General features: G+C 70.6%; 17 protein-coding genes. 15 read left to right on the forward strand and 2 right to left on the reverse strand.

The window, feature by feature from the left end:
- Positions 1–8: 8 nt before the first annotated feature.
- The 15 genes from paaC to AC07Q9_RS05465 all read left to right on the forward strand — a co-directional run bounded on the left by paaC (position 9) and on the right by AC07Q9_RS05465 (position 15,756).
- On the forward strand, positions 9–788 hold the full coding sequence (paaC, locus tag AC07Q9_RS05395; RefSeq protein WP_495307831.1) for a 1,2-phenylacetyl-CoA epoxidase subunit PaaC: 780 nt from the start codon (positions 9–11) through the stop codon (positions 786–788).
- Positions 788–1,312: a 1,2-phenylacetyl-CoA epoxidase subunit PaaD gene (gene paaD / locus AC07Q9_RS05400; RefSeq protein WP_495307833.1), complete on the forward strand. Its 525-nt coding sequence runs from the start codon at positions 788–790 to the stop codon at positions 1,310–1,312. Before paaC ends, paaD begins: the two co-directional genes overlap by 1 nt.
- A gap of 12 nt (positions 1,313–1,324) precedes the next feature.
- On the forward strand, positions 1,325–2,419 hold the full coding sequence (gene paaE / locus AC07Q9_RS05405) for a 1,2-phenylacetyl-CoA epoxidase subunit PaaE (protein WP_495307835.1): 1,095 nt from the start codon (positions 1,325–1,327) through the stop codon (positions 2,417–2,419).
- Positions 2,420–2,472: 53 nt separating this feature from the next.
- Positions 2,473–3,618: an ABC transporter substrate-binding protein gene (locus AC07Q9_RS05410; protein ID WP_070063655.1), complete on the forward strand. Its 1,146-nt coding sequence runs from the start codon at positions 2,473–2,475 to the stop codon at positions 3,616–3,618.
- Positions 3,619–3,757: 139 nt separating this feature from the next.
- Positions 3,758–4,786: a branched-chain amino acid ABC transporter permease gene (locus AC07Q9_RS05415; RefSeq protein ID WP_495307837.1), complete on the forward strand. Its 1,029-nt coding sequence runs from the start codon at positions 3,758–3,760 to the stop codon at positions 4,784–4,786.
- Positions 4,783–6,681, forward strand: coding sequence for a branched-chain amino acid ABC transporter ATP-binding protein/permease (locus AC07Q9_RS05420; RefSeq protein ID WP_495307839.1), 1,899 nt, complete (start codon positions 4,783–4,785; stop codon positions 6,679–6,681). The genes AC07Q9_RS05415 and AC07Q9_RS05420 overlap by 4 nt, the downstream gene beginning before the upstream one ends.
- Positions 6,678–7,409 carry an ABC transporter ATP-binding protein gene (locus AC07Q9_RS05425; RefSeq protein ID WP_095743875.1) on the forward strand — a complete coding sequence of 244 codons (732 nt, stop codon included), beginning with the start codon at positions 6,678–6,680 and terminating at the stop codon, positions 7,407–7,409. The genes AC07Q9_RS05420 and AC07Q9_RS05425 overlap by 4 nt, the downstream gene beginning before the upstream one ends.
- Before the next feature lie 147 nt (positions 7,410–7,556).
- Positions 7,557–9,608: a phenylacetic acid degradation bifunctional protein PaaZ gene (gene paaZ, locus AC07Q9_RS05430; RefSeq protein WP_495307842.1), complete on the forward strand. Its 2,052-nt coding sequence runs from the start codon at positions 7,557–7,559 to the stop codon at positions 9,606–9,608.
- The gene (locus AC07Q9_RS05435) at positions 9,608–10,366 is read left to right on the forward strand and encodes an SDR family NAD(P)-dependent oxidoreductase (RefSeq protein WP_495307845.1); all 759 of its coding nucleotides are present in this window, start codon (positions 9,608–9,610) and stop codon (positions 10,364–10,366) included. Before paaZ ends, AC07Q9_RS05435 begins: the two co-directional genes overlap by 1 nt.
- A gap of 39 nt (positions 10,367–10,405) precedes the next feature.
- Positions 10,406–10,966, forward strand: coding sequence for a methyltransferase family protein (locus tag AC07Q9_RS05440; protein WP_495307848.1), 561 nt, complete (start codon positions 10,406–10,408; stop codon positions 10,964–10,966).
- Between the two features lie 119 nt (positions 10,967–11,085).
- Positions 11,086–11,535: a hypothetical protein gene (locus AC07Q9_RS05445; protein WP_495307850.1), complete on the forward strand. Its 450-nt coding sequence runs from the start codon at positions 11,086–11,088 to the stop codon at positions 11,533–11,535.
- 154 nt (positions 11,536–11,689) lie between these two features.
- Positions 11,690–12,259, forward strand: a complete 570-nt coding sequence (locus AC07Q9_RS05450) for a phosphatase PAP2 family protein (RefSeq protein ID WP_495307851.1) — start codon at positions 11,690–11,692, stop codon at positions 12,257–12,259.
- Positions 12,256–13,296, forward strand: a complete 1,041-nt coding sequence (locus AC07Q9_RS05455; protein ID WP_495307854.1) for a glycosyltransferase family 2 protein — start codon at positions 12,256–12,258, stop codon at positions 13,294–13,296. The genes AC07Q9_RS05450 and AC07Q9_RS05455 overlap by 4 nt, the downstream gene beginning before the upstream one ends.
- Positions 13,293–14,882 carry an ArnT family glycosyltransferase gene (locus AC07Q9_RS05460; protein ID WP_492677211.1) on the forward strand — a complete coding sequence of 530 codons (1,590 nt, stop codon included), beginning with the start codon at positions 13,293–13,295 and terminating at the stop codon, positions 14,880–14,882. The genes AC07Q9_RS05455 and AC07Q9_RS05460 overlap by 4 nt, the downstream gene beginning before the upstream one ends.
- Before the next feature lies 1 nt (position 14,883).
- Positions 14,884–15,756, forward strand: coding sequence for a ChbG/HpnK family deacetylase (locus tag AC07Q9_RS05465; RefSeq protein ID WP_495307857.1), 873 nt, complete (start codon positions 14,884–14,886; stop codon positions 15,754–15,756).
- 4 nt (positions 15,757–15,760) lie between these two features.
- Here AC07Q9_RS05465 and AC07Q9_RS05470 read toward each other — a convergent pair whose 3' ends face one another.
- Positions 15,761–16,165: a hypothetical protein gene (locus AC07Q9_RS05470; RefSeq protein ID WP_495307859.1), complete on the reverse strand. Its 405-nt coding sequence runs from the start codon at positions 16,163–16,165 to the stop codon at positions 15,761–15,763.
- A 5-nt stretch (positions 16,166–16,170) separates the two neighbouring features.
- Complete coding sequence (locus tag AC07Q9_RS05475) at positions 16,171–16,779, reverse strand: flavin reductase family protein (RefSeq protein ID WP_489059893.1); 609 nt, start codon at positions 16,777–16,779, stop codon at positions 16,171–16,173.
- Between the last annotated feature and the right edge of the window lie 69 nt (positions 16,780–16,848).

The following is a 16,848-nucleotide window of genomic DNA, read 5'->3' on the forward strand; positions in this document are numbered from 1 at the left end:
GGCACGCCATGCAAGCCTCGATCGAACTGAATCGCACGCCCGCCGTGCACTACCTGCTGCGCATCGGTGACACCTGCCTGGTGCTCGCGCAGCGCCTGGGCGAATGGTGCGGCCACGCACCGGTGCTCGAAGAAGACATCGCGATGGCCAACATCGCGCTCGACCTCGTCGGCCAGGCCCGCGCGGTGCTCACGCACGCCGGCCAGCTCGAAGGCGCCGGCCGCGCGCACGACGAAGACCAGCTCACCTACCTGCGCGACGAGCGCGACTACTTCAACCTCACGCTGGTCGAGCTGCCACGCGGCGACTTCGCCTTTGCCGTGCTGCGCAACACCATGGTCGCCACGCTGCTCAAGCTGCTGTGGCAACGCCTGGCCGCATCGAGCGACGCCGAGGTGGCCGCCATCGCCGGCAAGGCGCTGAAGGAAGCGCGCTACCACCAGCAGCACTCGGCCGACTGGGTCGTGCGCCTGGGCGACGGCACCGACGAATCGCGCCGCCGCACCGAGAAGGCGCTCAAGCAGCTGTGGCTCTACGTGCCCGAGCTGTTCGACAGCGACGACGTCGATGCACAGGCCAGCGCCAGCGGCCTCGGCCCGGCCTGGAGCGAACTGCGCGAACCGTGGCTGGCCGAGATGCAGCAGGTGCTCGACGCCGCCGGCCTCGCCATGCCGAAGGAGGCCGCGTTCCGCAGCACCGGCAAGCACGGCGTGCACAGCGAGCACATGGGCTACATCCTGGCCGAGATGCAGCACCTGCAGCGCAGCTTCCCCGGAGGCGTGTGGTGATGAACGCCGTGGCGTCGCGCGTCGATGCGGCGTGGGCCGTGCTGCACACCGTGCCCGACCCCGAGGTGCCGGCCGTGTCGGTCTGCGACCTGGGCATCGTGCGCGAGGTGATCGAGCACGACGACGGCCTGGAGATCGTGCTCACGCCGACCTACTCCGGCTGCCCCGCGACCGAAGCCATCGAGCACGACGTGCTGGCCGCCATCGAGAACGCCGGCCTGGGCCGTGCGCGCGCCACGCTGCGCCGCGCGCCCGCTTGGACCAGCGACTGGATCAGCGACGAAGGCCGCGACAAGCTCAAGGCCTACGGCATCGCGCCGCCCGCGCACCTCACGCCCGAGCAGGCCTCCAACACCGCCGTACCGATCAAGCTGTTCGGCCGCATGGCCGGCGAGCGCATCGCCTGCCCCCGCTGCGCCAGCGAGCGCACCGAGCGCCTGTCGGCTTTCGGCTCCACGGCGTGCAAGGCCCTGTACCGCTGCATGGCCTGCCGCGAACCCTTCGAACATTTCAAGCCTATCTGAGGCACGCCCACGATGAGCACCCTCTTCCACCCCCTGCGCGTGAAGGCCATCGAGCCCGACACGCACGAGGCCGTCATCGTCTCGTTCGAGGTGCCGGCCGACCTGCAGCAAGTCTTCGGCTTCACGCAGGGCCAGTACCTCACGCTGCGCCATGACATCGACGGCCAGGACCTGCGCCGTTCCTATTCGATCTGCGCCGGCATCGACGACGGCGAGCTGCGCGTCGGCGTGCGCAAGGTGCGCGGCGGCGTGTTCTCCAACTGGATCAACGCCCACCTGCAACCCGGCGACAGCCTGCAGGTGATGGCGCCGCAAGGCCGCTTCTTCGTGCCCATCGAGCCCGAAACCGCGCGCCACCACGTCGGCATCGCCGGCGGCAGCGGCATCACGCCGATCCTGTCGATCATGAAGACCGTGCTGGCGCGCGAGCCGAAGAGCCGCTTCACGCTGATCTACGGCAACCGCCAGCTGCAGTCCACGATGTTCAAGGAAGAGATCGAGGACCTGAAGAACCGCTACATGACGCGGCTCGTGCTGCAGCACGTGTTCTCCGACGAGCACACCGATTCGCCGCTGGGCTTCGGCGTGATGAACCGCGAGAAGATCGGCGAGTTCCTGGCCTCGGTGGTGCCCGCCGCGCAGATCGACCACGTGTACGTGTGCGGCCCGTTCCAGATGAACGACGAGGCCGAGGCCGCGCTGCTCGCCGCGGGCGTGCCCGAAGACCGCATCCACATCGAGCGCTTCGGCGTCGCGCTGCCCTCGGCCACTTCGGCCAACCAGGTCGGCGCGGTGGTGCACGAGGCGCAGCCGGGCGACGCCAAGCAGGCGCGCGTGACCATCGTGCGCGACGGCCTGCAGCGCGAGATCACCTACACCGAGGGCCAGCCCAGCATCCTCGATGCGGCGTCGGCGGCCGGGCTCGAGGTGCCGTTCTCGTGCACCTCGGGCGTGTGCGGCACCTGCCGCGCGAAGTGCGTGGACGGGGAAGTCCGCATGGAAAGAAACTTCGCCCTCGACAAGAATGAGGTGGCCGCGGGATTCGTGCTGACCTGCCAGGCCCACCCCCTGACCGAACGCGTCACGCTGTCCTTCGACGAGCGTTGAACGCACGGCTTTTCCCTCGGCCTTTCCCCTTTCAACCCGGAGACAAACCAACCATGAAATTCTTCAAGCCCCTGCTGATCGCCGCCCTGTGCGCCACGGCCCTCTCGGCCTGGGCCGACGTCAACGTCGGCGTGACCATCTCGGCCACCGGGCCGGCGGCGTCGCTCGGCATTCCCGAGAAGAACACCATCGCGCTGATGCCCAAGACGATCGGCGGGCAGAAGATCAACTACATCGTGCTGGACGATGCCTCCGACACCACGGCCGCCGTGAACAACACGCGCAAGCTGATCGCCGAGAACAAGGTCGACGTGATCCTGGGCTCGACCACCACGCCGGCCTCGCTCGCGATGATCGACGTGGCCAGCGAGGCGCAGACGCCGATGATCTCGGTGGCCGCCTCGGCCCGCATCATCGAGCCGATGGACGCCAAGAAGAAGTGGGTGTTCAAGACGCCGCAAAACGACATCATGATGTCGCTGGCCATCGCCGAGCACATGGCCGCCAACGGCGTGAAGACGGTCGGATTCATCGGCTTCTCCGACGCGTACGGCGAAGGCTGGTCGCAGGAGTTCGCCAAAGCCGCCGACCTGAAGAAGATCAAGATCGTGGCCAACGAACGCTATGCGCGCTCCGACACCTCGGTCACCGGCCAGGCGCTGAAGCTCATGTCGGCCAAGCCCGACGCGGTGCTGGTCGCCGGCTCCGGCACGCCGGCCGCGCTGCCGCAGAAGACGCTCAAGGAGCGCGGCTACACCGGCAAGATGTACCAGACGCACGGCGTGGCCAACGCCGACTTCCTGCGCGTGGGCGGCAAGGACGTGGACGGCACCTTCCTGCCGGCCGGCCCGGTGCTCGTGGCCGACCAGCTGCCCGCCAGCAACCCGGTGAAGAAGTCTGCGCTCGCCTACGTCGCCGCCTATGAAGCCGCCTACGGCAAGGGCACGGTCTCGACCTTCGGCGCGCACGCCTGGGACGCGGGCCTGTTGATGAGCTCGGCCGTGCCGGTCGCGCTGAAGAAGGCCCAGCCGGGCACGCCCGAGTTCCGCGCCGCCCTGCGCGACGCGCTCGAGCAGACCAAGGACGTGTCGGGCGCGCACGGCGTGTTCAACATGACGGCGGCCGATCACCTGGGTCTGGACCAGCGTGCCCGCGTGATGGTCAAGATCGAAAACGGCGCCTGGAAATTCCAGCCCTGAAGCACTGAACTCGCCCCCAGGCTTCGCGCACTTCGTGTCGCTTCTCCAACCCCCTACCGGGGGCAACACCTGAGGCCCGGCAAAGCCGGTTCCTCGGTGTTCCTGATCTGAATCACGGGCGACGCCCGAAGGTTGTTTTATGGACTTGCAGATTGCCCTGTTGCTGGGGCAGGACGGCATCGTGAACGGCGCGGTCTACGGACTGATGGCGCTCGCGCTGGTGCTGGTGTTTTCGGTCACGCGCGTGATCTTCATTCCGCAGGGCGAGTTCGTCGCCTTCGGTGCGCTCTCGATGGCGGCGCTGCAGGGCGGGCGTACGCCGGCCACGCTGTGGCTGCTGGTGGCGCTGGGCGTCATGGCGCTCGTCGTGGAGGTGTGGCGCTGGAAGCGCGGCGCGACCATCGACTGGCGCTCGGCCTTCACCTGGTGCGTCGCCTTCCCGGCGATCGCCGCGGTGCTGGTGCTGGGCCTCAAGCCCACGTCGATGACGATGCAGGCGGTGACCACGCTGGTGCTGATCGCGCCGCTGGGCCCGCTGCTGTACCGCCTGGCGTACCGCCCGCTGGCCGACGCCACGGTGTTGATGCTGCTGATCGTCTCGGTCGCGCTGCACGGCGTGCTGGTCGGCCTGGGCCTGTTCTTCTTCGGTGCCGAAGGTTCGCGCACCACGCCGTTCTCGGACGTGCGCTTCGACATCGGCGGCATCCCCGTGAGCGGCCAGTCGCTCGTGGTGGTGGGCGTCACGCTGCTCTTGGTGATCGCCATGTTCTGGTTCTTCGGCCGCTCCATGGTCGGCAAGGCGCTGCGCGCCACCGCCATCAACCGCGTGGGCGCGCGGCTCTCGGGCATTCCCACCGAGCTGTCGGGCGACCTGAGCTTTGCGCTCGCCGCGCTCATCGGCGCGGTGTCGGGCCTGCTGATCGCACCGATCACCACGGTCTACTACGACACCGGTTTTCTCATCGGCCTGAAGGGCTTCGTGGCCGCCATCGTGGGCGGGCTCGCGAGCTATCCGCTGGCGCTCGCGGGCGCGCTGCTGGTCGGCCTGCTGGAGGCCTTTTCTTCGTTCTGGGCCAGCGCCTACAAGGAAGTGCTGGTGTTCACGTTGATCATTCCGGTGCTGTGGTGGCGTTCGCTGCGCAGCCACCATGTGGAGGACGAGGAATGAGCGCGTCGCCCACCACTTCTTCTGCCACGACGGCACACGCGGGCCGTCCGCTGGTCACGCCGCGCACCCTCACGCTGGTGTGCATCGTGGCGCTCGCGCTGGCCTGGGGCTGGCTGCCCGACTTCACGGTCGCGGTGCTCAGCAACATCGGCCTGTACGCATTGGTCGCCGCTGGGCTGGTCATGCTGACCGGCGTGGGCGGCATGACCTCCTTCGGCCAGGCCGCGTTCGTCGGCATGGGCGCCTATGCCACCGCGTGGATCTGCACCTCGCCCACGGCCGCGGGCTGGCTGGGCGGCCTCGCCGGTTCGGCGCTGGTGCCGTGGCTCGGCCTGCTGCTCGGGCTGGTGCTGACCTTCGCGCTGGCCTGGGCGCTCGGCGCGGTCACGCTCAAGCTGTCGGGCCACTACCTGCCGCTGTGCACCATCGCCTGGGGCCTGAGCCTGTACTTCCTGCTCGGCAACATGGAGTTCCTGGGCGGCCAGACCGGCATCACGGGCGTGCCGCCGCTGGTGATCGCGGGCATCTCGCTGGCCTCGCCGCGTGCGCTCGGCGTGGTGATCTGGGCCGTGCTGCTGCTGGCGCTGTGGGCGCTGCACAACCTGCTCGACTCGCGCGAAGGCCGCGCCATCCGCGCGCTCAAGGGCGGCCGGCTCATGGCCGAGTCGATGGGCGTGGACACGGCGCGCCACCGCATCAAGCTGTTCGTGCTGGCCGCGCTGCTGGCGGCCGTGTCGGGCTGGCTCTACGCGCACATGCAGCGCTTCGTGAACCCCACGCCCTTCAACCTGAACATCGGCATCGAGATGCTGTTCATGGCGGTGGTCGGTGGCGCGGGCCACCTGTGGGGCGCGGTGCTCGGTGCCACGCTGATCACGCTGCTGAAGGAGAAGCTGCAGGACATCCTTCCCGCGCTGCTGGGCACCAGCGGCAACTTCGAGGTGGTGGTGTTCGGCCTGCTGATGCTGTTCGTGCTGCAGCGCTTTGCCGATGGCCTGTGGCCCACGCTGGCGCGGCTCGTGAGCCGCTGGGTGCGGCCGGTGGCCAAGGCACCTGCAGCCAACGCAGCCGCACCCGCGGCGCAGCTCGCGCAGCGCGTGCTGCCGGCGGCGGGCACGATGCTGTTGCAGGCCGACGCGGTCAGCAAGCGCTTCGGCGGCCTCATCGCCAACAACGACATCTCGATGACGCTGAAGGCCGGCGAGATCCACGCGCTGATCGGACCGAACGGCGCGGGCAAGAGCACCTTCTTCAACATGATCTCGGGCGTGGACGACCCCAGCTCGGGCCAAGTGCGGCTCGAAGGCGATGCCATGTCGGGTCGCCCCTCGCGCGCCTTCGCGGCGCGCGGCCTGGGTCGCACCTTCCAGCACGTGCGCCTGCTGGGCCAGCGCAGCGTGGTCGAGAACGTGGCGCTCGGTGCGCACCTGCGTGCGAAACGCGGCTGGCTCGCGGCGATGCTGCGGCTGGACCGCGCCGAAGAAGCCGCGCTGATGGCCGAGGCCCGCAAGCAGATCGAGCGCTGCGGCCTGGGCGCGCACGCCGACACGCCGGCCGCGTCGCTGTCGCTGGGGCAGCAGCGCGTGGTCGAGATCGCGCGCGCGCTCGCCGGCCAGCCCTCGGTGCTGCTGCTGGACGAACCCGCCGCCGGCCTGCGCCACCTGGAAAAGCGCGCGCTCTCGGAGCTGCTGGGCCAGCTGCGCGCCGAAGGCCTGGGCATCCTCGTGGTGGAACACGACATGGAGTTCGTGATGAACCTCGCCGATCGCATCACCGTGCTCGAGTTCGGCACCGTGATCGCCACCGGCACGCCGGCCGAAGTGCAGGCCAACCCGCGCGTGCTCGAGGCCTACCTGGGCGGCGCCGACGACGAACTGCTGGAAGACGCCCGATGAGCCACCCCATTCTTCAACTGGAAGACTTCTGCGTCGCCTACCGCACCGTCGAGGCGGTGCACAGCGTGCGCCTGCACGTGAACGAAGGCGAGATCGTCACCGTGATCGGTCCCAACGGCGCCGGCAAGACCACGCTGCTGTGCGCGGCCATGGGCCTGCTCCAGTCGAGCGGCAAGCTGTCGCTCGACGGCGAGCGCATCGCGCGCCCCGGCGTCGAGACCATGGTGGCGCGCGGCGTGGCGCTGGTGCCCGAGCGGCGCGAGCTCTTCGGCGAAATGTCGGTCGAAGACAACCTGCTGCTCGGCGGCTTCTACCAGTGGCGCAAGGGCCAGCGCGACCAGCGTGCGCGCATGGACGAGATCTTCGAGATCTTTCCGCGCCTGAAGGAACGCCGTCCGCAGATGGCCTCCACGCTCTCGGGCGGCGAGCGCCAGATGCTGGCCATCGGCCGCGCGCTCATGGCGCGCCCGCGCCTGCTGATGCTCGACGAGCCTTCGCTCGGCCTGGCCCCGCTGGTGGTGCGCGAGGTGCTGCGCGTGGTGTCGCAGCTGCGCAAGCACGGCGTCTCGGTGCTGCTGGTGGAACAGAACGCCCGCGCCGCGCTGCAGGTGGCCGACCGCGCCTATGTGCTCGAGATGGGCGCGGTGGCGCTCGAAGGCAATGCCGGCGATCTGCTGCACGACCAAAGAATCATCGATACCTACCTGGGCATCGGGAACAAGAAATGACCCTGTTTTTCTCCCTCCCCTTCCGGGGGAGGGTCGGGGTGGGGGCACGCGGCGTTTGATGGCGCACTGCGCCGAACGAAAGCCGCTGGCCCCCATCCCAACCTTCCCCCAGCGGGGGAAGGAGCAACACCTCGAAAGGACATCCGCATGACCACCCTTCAAAGCTACATCGCCGGCCGCTGGATCGGCCAGCAAGCCGCGCAATCGCTGCGCAGCGCCGTCAACGGCCAGGCCGTGGCGAGCACGCACGCCGAGGCCATCGACTTCGCCGAAGCACTGGCGCACGCGCGCCGCGTCGGCATCCCCGCGCTCATGAAGCTCGACTTCCAGCAGCGCGCCGAACGCCTGAAGGCGCTGGCCAAGTACCTGGCCGCGAACAAGGAAGCGCTGTATGCCGTGTCGGCCCACACGGGCGCCACGCGCGCCGACGGCTGGATCGACATCGAAGGCGGCGCCGGCACGCTGAGCGCCTACGCCAGCATCGGCACCAACGAGCTGCCCTCGGGCAACCTCGTGCACGAAGGCCCGGCCTTCCCGCTCGGCAAGAAGGGCGGCTTCGCGGGCACGCACATCCTGGTGCCGCGCGGCGGCGTGGCGGTGCACATCAACGCCTTCAACTTCCCGGTGTGGGGCCTGCTCGAGAAGTTCGCGCCCAGCTTCCTGGCGGGCATGCCCTGCATCGGCAAGCCGGCCACGGCCACCAGCTACCTCACCGAGGCGCTGATGAAGCTCATCGTGCAGTCGGGCATCCTGCCCGAAGGCAGCCTGCAGTTGGTGATCGGCAGCACGGGCGACCTGCTCGACCGCCTCGAAGGCCCCGACGTCGTCACCTTCACCGGCTCGGCCGACACCGCCGCCAAGCTGCGCGTGAACGCGAACCTGGTGCGCCAGTCGATCCCGTTCAATGCCGAGGCCGACTCGCTGAACTGCGCGATCCTCGCGCCCGACGTGACGCCCGACGACGAGGAGTTCGATCTCTTCGTGAAGGAAGTGGCGCGCGAGATGACCATCAAGGCCGGCCAGAAGTGCACCGCCATCCGCCGCGCGATCGTGCCGCGCCAGCACCTCGATGCGGTGGCCGAGAAGCTGCGCGCCCGCCTGGCCAAGACCGTCATCGGCGATCCGTCGCGCGAAGACGTGCGCATGGGCGCCCTCGCCTCGCGCGACCAGCAGGCCGACGTGGCCGAGCGCGTCGCCACGCTGCTGCAGGGCGCGGAGCTGGTGTACGGCGCGCGCGACGGCTTCTCGCCGGTGGGCGACGGCGTGAGCGAAGGCGCGTTCTTCGCGCCCACGCTGCTCCTGAGCCGCAAGCCGCTCGAACACGACGCGGCGCACGACGTCGAGGCCTTCGGCCCCGTCAGCACGCTCATGCCCTACGACGGCATCGACGAAGCGCTGGCACTGGCCGCGCGCGGCAAGGGCAGCCTCGTGGGCACGCTGGTCACGCGCGACCCGGCCATTGCGGCCAAGGCCATTCCGGTGGCTGCCGCGTGGCACGGCCGCCTGCTGGTGCTCGACCGCGAGGCCGCCGCCGAATCGACCGGCCACGGCTCGCCGCTGCCGGTGCTGAAGCACGGCGGCCCGGGCCGCGCGGGCGGCGGCGAAGAGCTCGGCGGCCTGCGTGCCGTGAAGCACTACCTGCAGCGTGCCGCGCTGCAGGGCTCGCCCACCATGCTCGCGGCCGTGACCGGCGAGCACGTGCGCGGCGCCGCGCTGCGCGAGAGCGAGGTGCACCCCTTCCGCCGCTACTTCGAGGAACTGCGCATCGGCGACTCGCTGCTCACGCACCGCCGCACCGTGGGCGAAGCCGACATCGTCGCCTTCGGCGGCATCTCGGGCGACTACTTCTACATGCACTTCGACGAAGAGGCGGCCAAGGCCTCGCCCTTCGGCAAGCGCATCGCGCACGGCTATTTCGTGCTGTCGGCGGCCGCGGGCCTGTTCGTGTCGCCCTCGCCCGGCCCGGTGCTGGCCAACTACGGCCTGGACACGCTGCGCTTCGTCAAGCCCGTGGGCATCGGCGACACCATCCAGGCGCGCCTGACCTGCAAGCGCAAGATCGACCGCAACAAGAAGGACGCGAGCGGCCAGGGCCAGGGCGTGGTGGCCTGGGACGTGGAGGTGACCAACCAGCTCGGCGAACTGGTCGCGAGCTACGATATCCTGACGCTCGTCTCCAAGAAACCAGCAACCCCTTGATGTTCGATCTCACAGGAAAAGTCGCACTCGTCACCGGCGGCAACGGCGGCATCGGCCTCGGCATGGCGCAGGGCCTCGCCAAGGCCGGCGCCCGCGTCATCGTCGCGGCGCGCAATGCACAGAAGTCGGCCGCCGCGGTCGAATCGCTGAAGGCATTGGGCAGCGACAGCTTCGCGCTCGCACTCGACGTGACCGACGAAGCCTCGGTGCAGCAGGCCTTCGACGAGGTCGCCGCGCGCTGCGGCCGGCTCGACATCCTCATCAACAACGCCGGCACCACGGTGCGCAAGCCAGTCGACCAGCTCGCGCTGGCCGAGTGGCACCAGGTGATGGACACCAACCTCACCAGCGCCTTCCTGTGCAGCCGCGCCGCACACCCGCACCTCAAGGCCGCGGGCGGCGGCAAGATCATCAACATCGGCTCGATGATGTCGATCTTCGGCGCGCCCTACGCCCCGGCCTACGCCGCGAGCAAGGCCGGCATCGTGCAGCTCACCAAGTCGACCGCGCTCTCGTGGGCGGCCGACCAGATCCAGGTCAACGCGATCCTTCCGGGCTGGTTCGAGACCGAGCTGACCGACGGTGCACGCAACCAGATCCCGGGCCTGTACGAGCGCGTGAAGGCGCGCGCCGCGGCCGGCCGCTGGGGCCAGCCCTCGGACATCGCAGGCACCGCCGTGTTCCTGGCGAGCGCCGCCTCCGACTACGTGACCGGCACCGCCATCCCGGTCGACGGCGGGTTTTCGATCTCCGGCTGAGCCACACGAACCGCGCGGGGCCGTGTAAATTCGGCCGCCATGCTCCTCTGGTTCCAGCTCTTTCTTTTCGTCGCCGGCACGGTCGCGCTGCTGTACGTGTCGCGCGGCCCGCTCAGCCAGCCCGGCTCGCACGGCTTCTTCCGCTTCTTCGCGTGGGAATGCATGCTGGTGCTGATCGTGCTGAACCTGCCGGTGTGGCATGTCGATCCGCTCTCGTTCACGCAGCTGCTCTCGTGCGTGCTGCTGGCGCTGTCGATCTGGCTGCCGATCCACGCGGTGCGATTGCTCAAGGCACACGGCAAGCCGAGCGAAGCGCGCAGCGACGACCCGGCCCTGTACGGCTTTGAAAAGACCTCGGCGCTGGTGACCACCGGCGCCTTCCGCTACATCCGCCACCCGATGTACACGGCGCTGATGCTGCTGGCCTGGGGCGCGTTCCTCAAGCAGTTCACCTGGCTCACGCTGGCGCTGGTGCTCGCGGCCACGCTGTTCCTGTTCCTCACGGCGCTGCGCGACGAAAAGGAATGCCTCGCGCACTTCGGCGACGCCTACCGCGACTACATGCGCGGCACGCGGCGCTTCATCCCGTTCCTGCTGTGAGCGCGGCGCCGGCCCGGTAGCGCCGGCCTGCCCCGTGCCTTCCGCGCACCCCCGCTACCTTGCGGGACGCTGACCTGCACGATCAGGTTCTGTTCATGCGAGGCTCCTAGCATTCGCGCATGCTGCTCGCACGCATCCGCCGTCTCGCTCATGCCCATCGCCGGGCGTGGTGGTTCGCGGCCCTGTTGCTGAGCGTGCTGCAGCCCTTCATCGCCGTGCATTTCAACTGCGACGGGATCGAGGACGAACCGATGCTGCGGCTGCGCGGCGTCGGCGAGACGACGCAGTTCGAAGCCGACGACCGCGCGGACCACCCGTTCGACCGCGAGACCACGGTGTTCGCCCAGGGTCCTGCGGGCATTCATCTTCCTGACACATTGAACCTGGGGCTGGACACGCTGCTGGCCCTGCTGCTGGCGCTGCTGCCGCTGGCCGTGGTGCTGATGCGACGGGCGGAGCCGGCCGGCCGCAGAACACCCGAGCCCGTGCCGTGGCATGCCGGGGCGCCACCACCGTCCGCCCCCTGGCGGCGCCTGCCTCCCCCCGCCGCCCCGCCCTTCGCGACCTGAGAAACGGCGCCTCGCGCGCCGAGCGGCTGTGCTGCGCCCTGCGCGCGGCCAGCGCCCCCTCGTCTTTGTCGAAAGGTCCGACCATGTCCGCTTTCTCTTCGTGCGCGCATCGCCCTGCGTCCACCGTTGGCCGTATGCCGAGCGAGGTGCCGCCTTGCACGCGCTGAACCTCGCCCTGCTGCAATGGCTCGCCGCCGGCGCGCAACCCACGCCGTGGGTGCTGATGTGCGCCCGCACACTGGCGCTGGGCGGCAGCTGGCTGTGCGCCGCCGTGGCGCTTGCCGCGCTGTGGCGCCGGCCCGACGACCGCGCCTACCTGGTCGCGGTCGCGCTGCTGGCCGGGCTGGCCTCGATGCTGTCGCACGCCATCGCGCTGCGGCTGAACGTGCCGCGTCCCTTCGCGCAGGGGCTGGTGCCGGCCTACATCACGCACGCGGTCAACGGCTCGCTGCCGAGCACGCATGCCAGCGTGATGTTCACGGTCGCGCTGGCCTTCCTGGCGCGCACCGGCCTGCGCGCGATCGGCGTGCCGCTGTTCCTGCTGGCCGCCGCGACCGGCTGGGGCCGCGTCTACACCGGGGTTCATTTCCCGTTCGACATCGCGGCCGGCCTGCTGCTGGCCGCCACCCTCGTCGCTGCGCTGGGCACCGCGCAGTGGCTGGCCCACCGCGCGGCCGTGCGCGCCGCCACCCGTGCGACAGCTTCCGCCTGGAGACCCTCATGACCGCCAGCTCGACCCTGCACCCGGACACCGATGCCACGGCCACGGCCGCCCCCTCGCCGCGGAGCGTCGACCCCGACACGCCGCCGCCCGGCGCGCGCAGCCTCTCGTGCGTGATCCCCTGCTTCAACGAGGGCGCCAACCTGCGCCACCTGCTGCCGCTGCTCGAAGACGTGCTGTGGGCCACGCGGATGCACTGGGAGATCATCGTGGTCGACGACGGCAGCACCGACGACACCGCCGCCGTGGCCGAGGCCTGGTGCGACCTGTCGGGCTTTCGCTGCATTTCGCTGTCGCGCAACTTCGGCAAGGAGGCCGCGCTCACCGCGGGCCTGATGGCGGCCGGCGGCGATGCGGTGGTGCTGCTCGACGGCGACCTGCAGCACGCGCCCGAACTCATCCACGACATGCTCGCGCAGTGGCGCGCCGGCGCCGAGGTGGTCTACGCGGTGCGCGAGGCGCGCCATGACGAGAGCCGCTTCAAGCAGCTCGGCAGCCGGCTGTTCTACCGGCTCATGAACGACTCGGACCGCTTCTCGGTGCCCAAGGACGCGGGCGACTTCCGCCTGATGGACCGCAAGGTGGTCGACGCGCTGAAGAGCCTGCCCGAGCGCAGCCGCTTCATGAAGGGCCTGTACGCGTGGGTCGGGTTCCGCGCCGTGGCGCTGCCCTACACGCCGGCCCCGCGCGCGCAGGGCGCCAGCAGCTTCAATGCGCGTCGGCTCGTGAGCCTGGCGATCGACGGGCTCACCGCCTTCACCACCTGGCCGCTGCGCATGGTGAGCGTGGTCGGCCTGCTGTTCGCGGTGCCGGCGCTGTCGTACGGCATCTTCGTGGCCATCGACCACCTCTTGTTCGGAAACGACGTCTCCGGCTGGACCACCATCGTCGTGAGCCTGATGTTCTTCATCGGCATCCAGATGATCTCGACCGGCATCGTCGGCGAGTACATCGCGCGCATCTACGAGGAGGCCAAGGGCCGGCCGCTGTACGTGGTGCGCCAGGAGCGCGGAACCGGCCTCGGGGCCGGGCAGCCATGACACCGCGCACGACCACGACCACGCCCGCCTGGTGGACCGCGCCGCAGCCGCTGTGGCTCATCGCGGGCATCTTCGCCTGGCTGCTCATCACGGCCTGGGCCCGGCCGCTGATGGCGCCCGACGAAGGCCGCTACGTCGGCATCGCGCTGGGCATGCTGCACTCCGGCGACTGGCTCGTGCCGCGGCTGGACGGCCTGCCCTTCTTCCACAAACCGCCGCTGTTCTACTGGATCGGCGCCGCCGCGATGGCGGTGGCCGGGCCGGTGGAATGGGCCGCGCGGTTGCCGTCCGTGCTGGGCGCGGGCATCGCGGCGTCGGCGCTGTTCCTGTTCCTGCGCCGCTGGTCGACGGTGCGGTTGGCGCTGCTGTCCACCGTGGTGCTGGTCACCACGCCCTTCTTCTTCCTGGGCGCGCAGTTCGCCAACCTGGACATGCTGGTGGCCGGCTGCATCTCGGGCACCGTGCTGTTCGGCGCCGGCGCCGTGCTGGCGCGCGAGCGCGAGGAACCGTGGCGCGGCCTGCTGGCGGGCGCCTACCTGCTGGCGGCGGCGGGGCTGCTGGCCAAGGGGCTCATCGGCCTGCTGCTGCCCGCGCTGGTGCTGCTGGCCTGGTGCGCGGTGACGCGCAAGGCGGTGGTGCTGCGCCTGGCCGTGTGGCTGCCGGGCTGGGCGATCCTGCTCGCGGTGGCCGGCCCGTGGTTCGTCGCGATGCAGATGAAGTACCCCGAGTTCTTCGACTACTTCGTGATCACCCAGCACTTCCGGCGCTTCGCCTCCTCGGGCTTCAACAACGAGCACGGCATGTGGTTCTACCTGCCGGTGCTGGCGGCCCTCACGCTGCCGTGGTTCGCCTGGGCCCTGGTGCCGCGCGGGCGCGACGCGGCGGCGCCGCGCACGCGTTTCTCCGACATCGACTGGCTCATGTGGATCTGGCTCGTGGTCATCGTCGGCTTCTTCTCGCTGCCGCGCTCCAAGCTGGTCGGCTACGTGCTGCCGGCGCTGCCGCCGCTGGCCTGCCTGATCGCACAGCGCGTGCTCGCGGGCCGCGTGCCCGACACGCTGCTGCCCAAGGTCCGCGCGACGGCCCTGGCGTCGGCCCTCGTGTGCATCGCCTGCGTGGCCGGCCTGGCGCTCTACGCACGGCCGCCGGGCACGATGCTGCGGCTGCCCGAGGGCCAGGCCGTGGCGGCCGGCGACCAGGTGCTGATGCTCGACAGCTACCTCTACGAGATCCCGTTCTACTGGAAGCTGCGCACGCCGGTGCGGATCGCGGACGACTGGAAAGCCGCCGCCACCGACACGCGCGACAACTGGCGCAAGGAGATCGCGGACGCGGCCCGCTTCGACCCCGCGCGTGCCGCCGACCTGCTGGTCGACCGCACGCAGCTGGCCGCCGCGCTGTGCACGCCGCGCACCACCTGGCTGGTGGGCCCGAGCAACGCGCAGCTTGCCCACCCGTGGCTCGCGCGGGCCCGGCTGGTCGCCTTCACCCCGGCCGTCGCGGCCTGGCGCTTCCCGGGCAGCGCCACGGGCGACGCGCAGTGCCTGGGCCTCCCGCCGGCGGCCCCGGCCAGCGCCAATGACTGACATGCGCACCCCCACCGCCCCGTCCCGCAGCCTGTGCATCTGCGCCGACGACTTCGGCCTGAGCGCCGGCGTGAACGCGGCCGTCATCGACCTGGCGGAGCGAGGCATCGTCTCGGCCACCAGCTGCATGGTGCGCCGCCGCGCCTGGCTGGCCGGCGCACGGGCACTGCTGCGCATCGACGCCGGCGCCTTCGACGCCGGCCTGCACCTGGACCTCACGCGGCCCGAGGTCTCCGGCGGCCCCGAGCCGGCCCTGACCGGGCTGGTGGCACGCACCTGGACGCGCACGGCCTTCGCCCCGGGGCTGCGCGCCGACATCCGCGACCAGTTCACCCGCTTCGAGGACGCCATGCACCGCGCGCCCGCCTTCGTCGACGGGCACCGCCACGTGCACCAGCTGCCGATGGTGCGCGAGCTGCTGGTGGAAGAGATCGTGCGGCGCTACGGCGCGTCGCCGCCGTGGCTGCGCCACACGGCGCCGGGCCCGGGCCGGGGCACCGAGCGGCTGAAGGCCGGCCTCATCCATGCGCTGGGCGCCGCGGGCCTGTCGGCGCTGGCCCGCCGCCACGGCATTCCCACGAGCCGCCGCCTGCTCGGCGTGTACGACTTCGAGGGCGACATGGAAGACCACCGGCAGCGCCTCACCGCATGGATCGCGGCGAGCGAGACGGGCGACGTGCTCATGTGCCACCCCTCCGCCGGCCTGACGCCGGGCGACCCGATCGGCCCCGCGCGGCTGCGCGAGTACGCGGTGCTGCGCGACCTGGTGTTTCCGGTGCGGGATGCCGACGGTGCCGGCGAGGTGGTGCTGGCGCCGCTGTCGCACTGGCTCGGCGCGCTCCCGGTCGAGGTGCCGCACCCGGCCGCGGCTTGAACAGCTACGGCTTGTCGGGTGTCGTCCCGGTGCCTTCGCCTCGCGCGCCCCACCAGGCGGCAAGGACCAGCCCGCCCTTGCGCACCAGCAGCACCGCCATGACCACGAGCACGGCCCGCGAGGCCACGTAGCCCGCGATGCCTAGCAGCGTGCCCGGCAGCGGCTTGGCCGCCCAGAAGATGACCCAGGTCGCCAGGCCGGCCATCGCCAGCCCGCCGAGGATCAGCATCACGCCACCCACCATCCACGTGAGGATCGCGAGCCGCGCGGCCAGGCCGGTCAGGCGGTCGGCCCCGGGCCAGTCGCGCCAGGTCCACAGCGCCGCCAGGCCCAGCGAGCCCATCATGGCCGCCAGCAGGCCCATGAGGCTGTAGCCGACGACGGTGATGACTGGGTTCAGGTCCGGCATGCAGGCTACGGTGTCACGCGCGGCAGCGCCTTCGCATCGACCGCCTCACCATCGACGATGAAGTGCCCGCCCGCCACGTGGTGCAGCGTGCGCAGTTCGTCGTGGCCTTCGAAATGCCAGCGGCCTTCGGAGAACACGCGCGCGTCGGCCTGCGCCGCGATCACCTCGCCCAGGAACAGGTCGTAGCGCTGCTGGATCGGCGGCTCGGGCAGCAGCCGGCATTCGAGCCAGGCCGCGCAGCCCTCGAGCAGCGGCACGCCGGTGGCCTCGCCCGCGAAGGTCGAGAGGCCATAGGCGGCGAACTTGTCGCTGCCGTCGCGCTCGGCGATCTCGCGGCCCGAGCTGTTGCCCAGCGCCTCGGTCAGGTCGAGTTGCGCACGCGTGGGCACCTGCAGTGCGAAGGTGCCCGCGCCTTCGAGCAGCACGCGCGTCCAGGTGCTCTTGTCGAGCACGACCGCCACCTTGGGCGGATCGAAGTCCAGCGGCATGGCCCAGGCCGCGGCCATGATGTTGCGCCGGCCGTCGTGCGCGGCGCTCACGAGGACGGTCGGGCCGTGGTTCAGCAGGCGGTAGGCCTTGGCCAGCGGAACCGGCCGGCGGTGAGAGGCGTTCATGCGCGTGGAATGAAGGTGACGACGACGGGGCGCCAGCCTAACAAATCGGCCGGCCCGCGTCGCGTCGTC

Source organism: Variovorax sp. GW821-FHT09A10 (assembly GCF_059418385.1).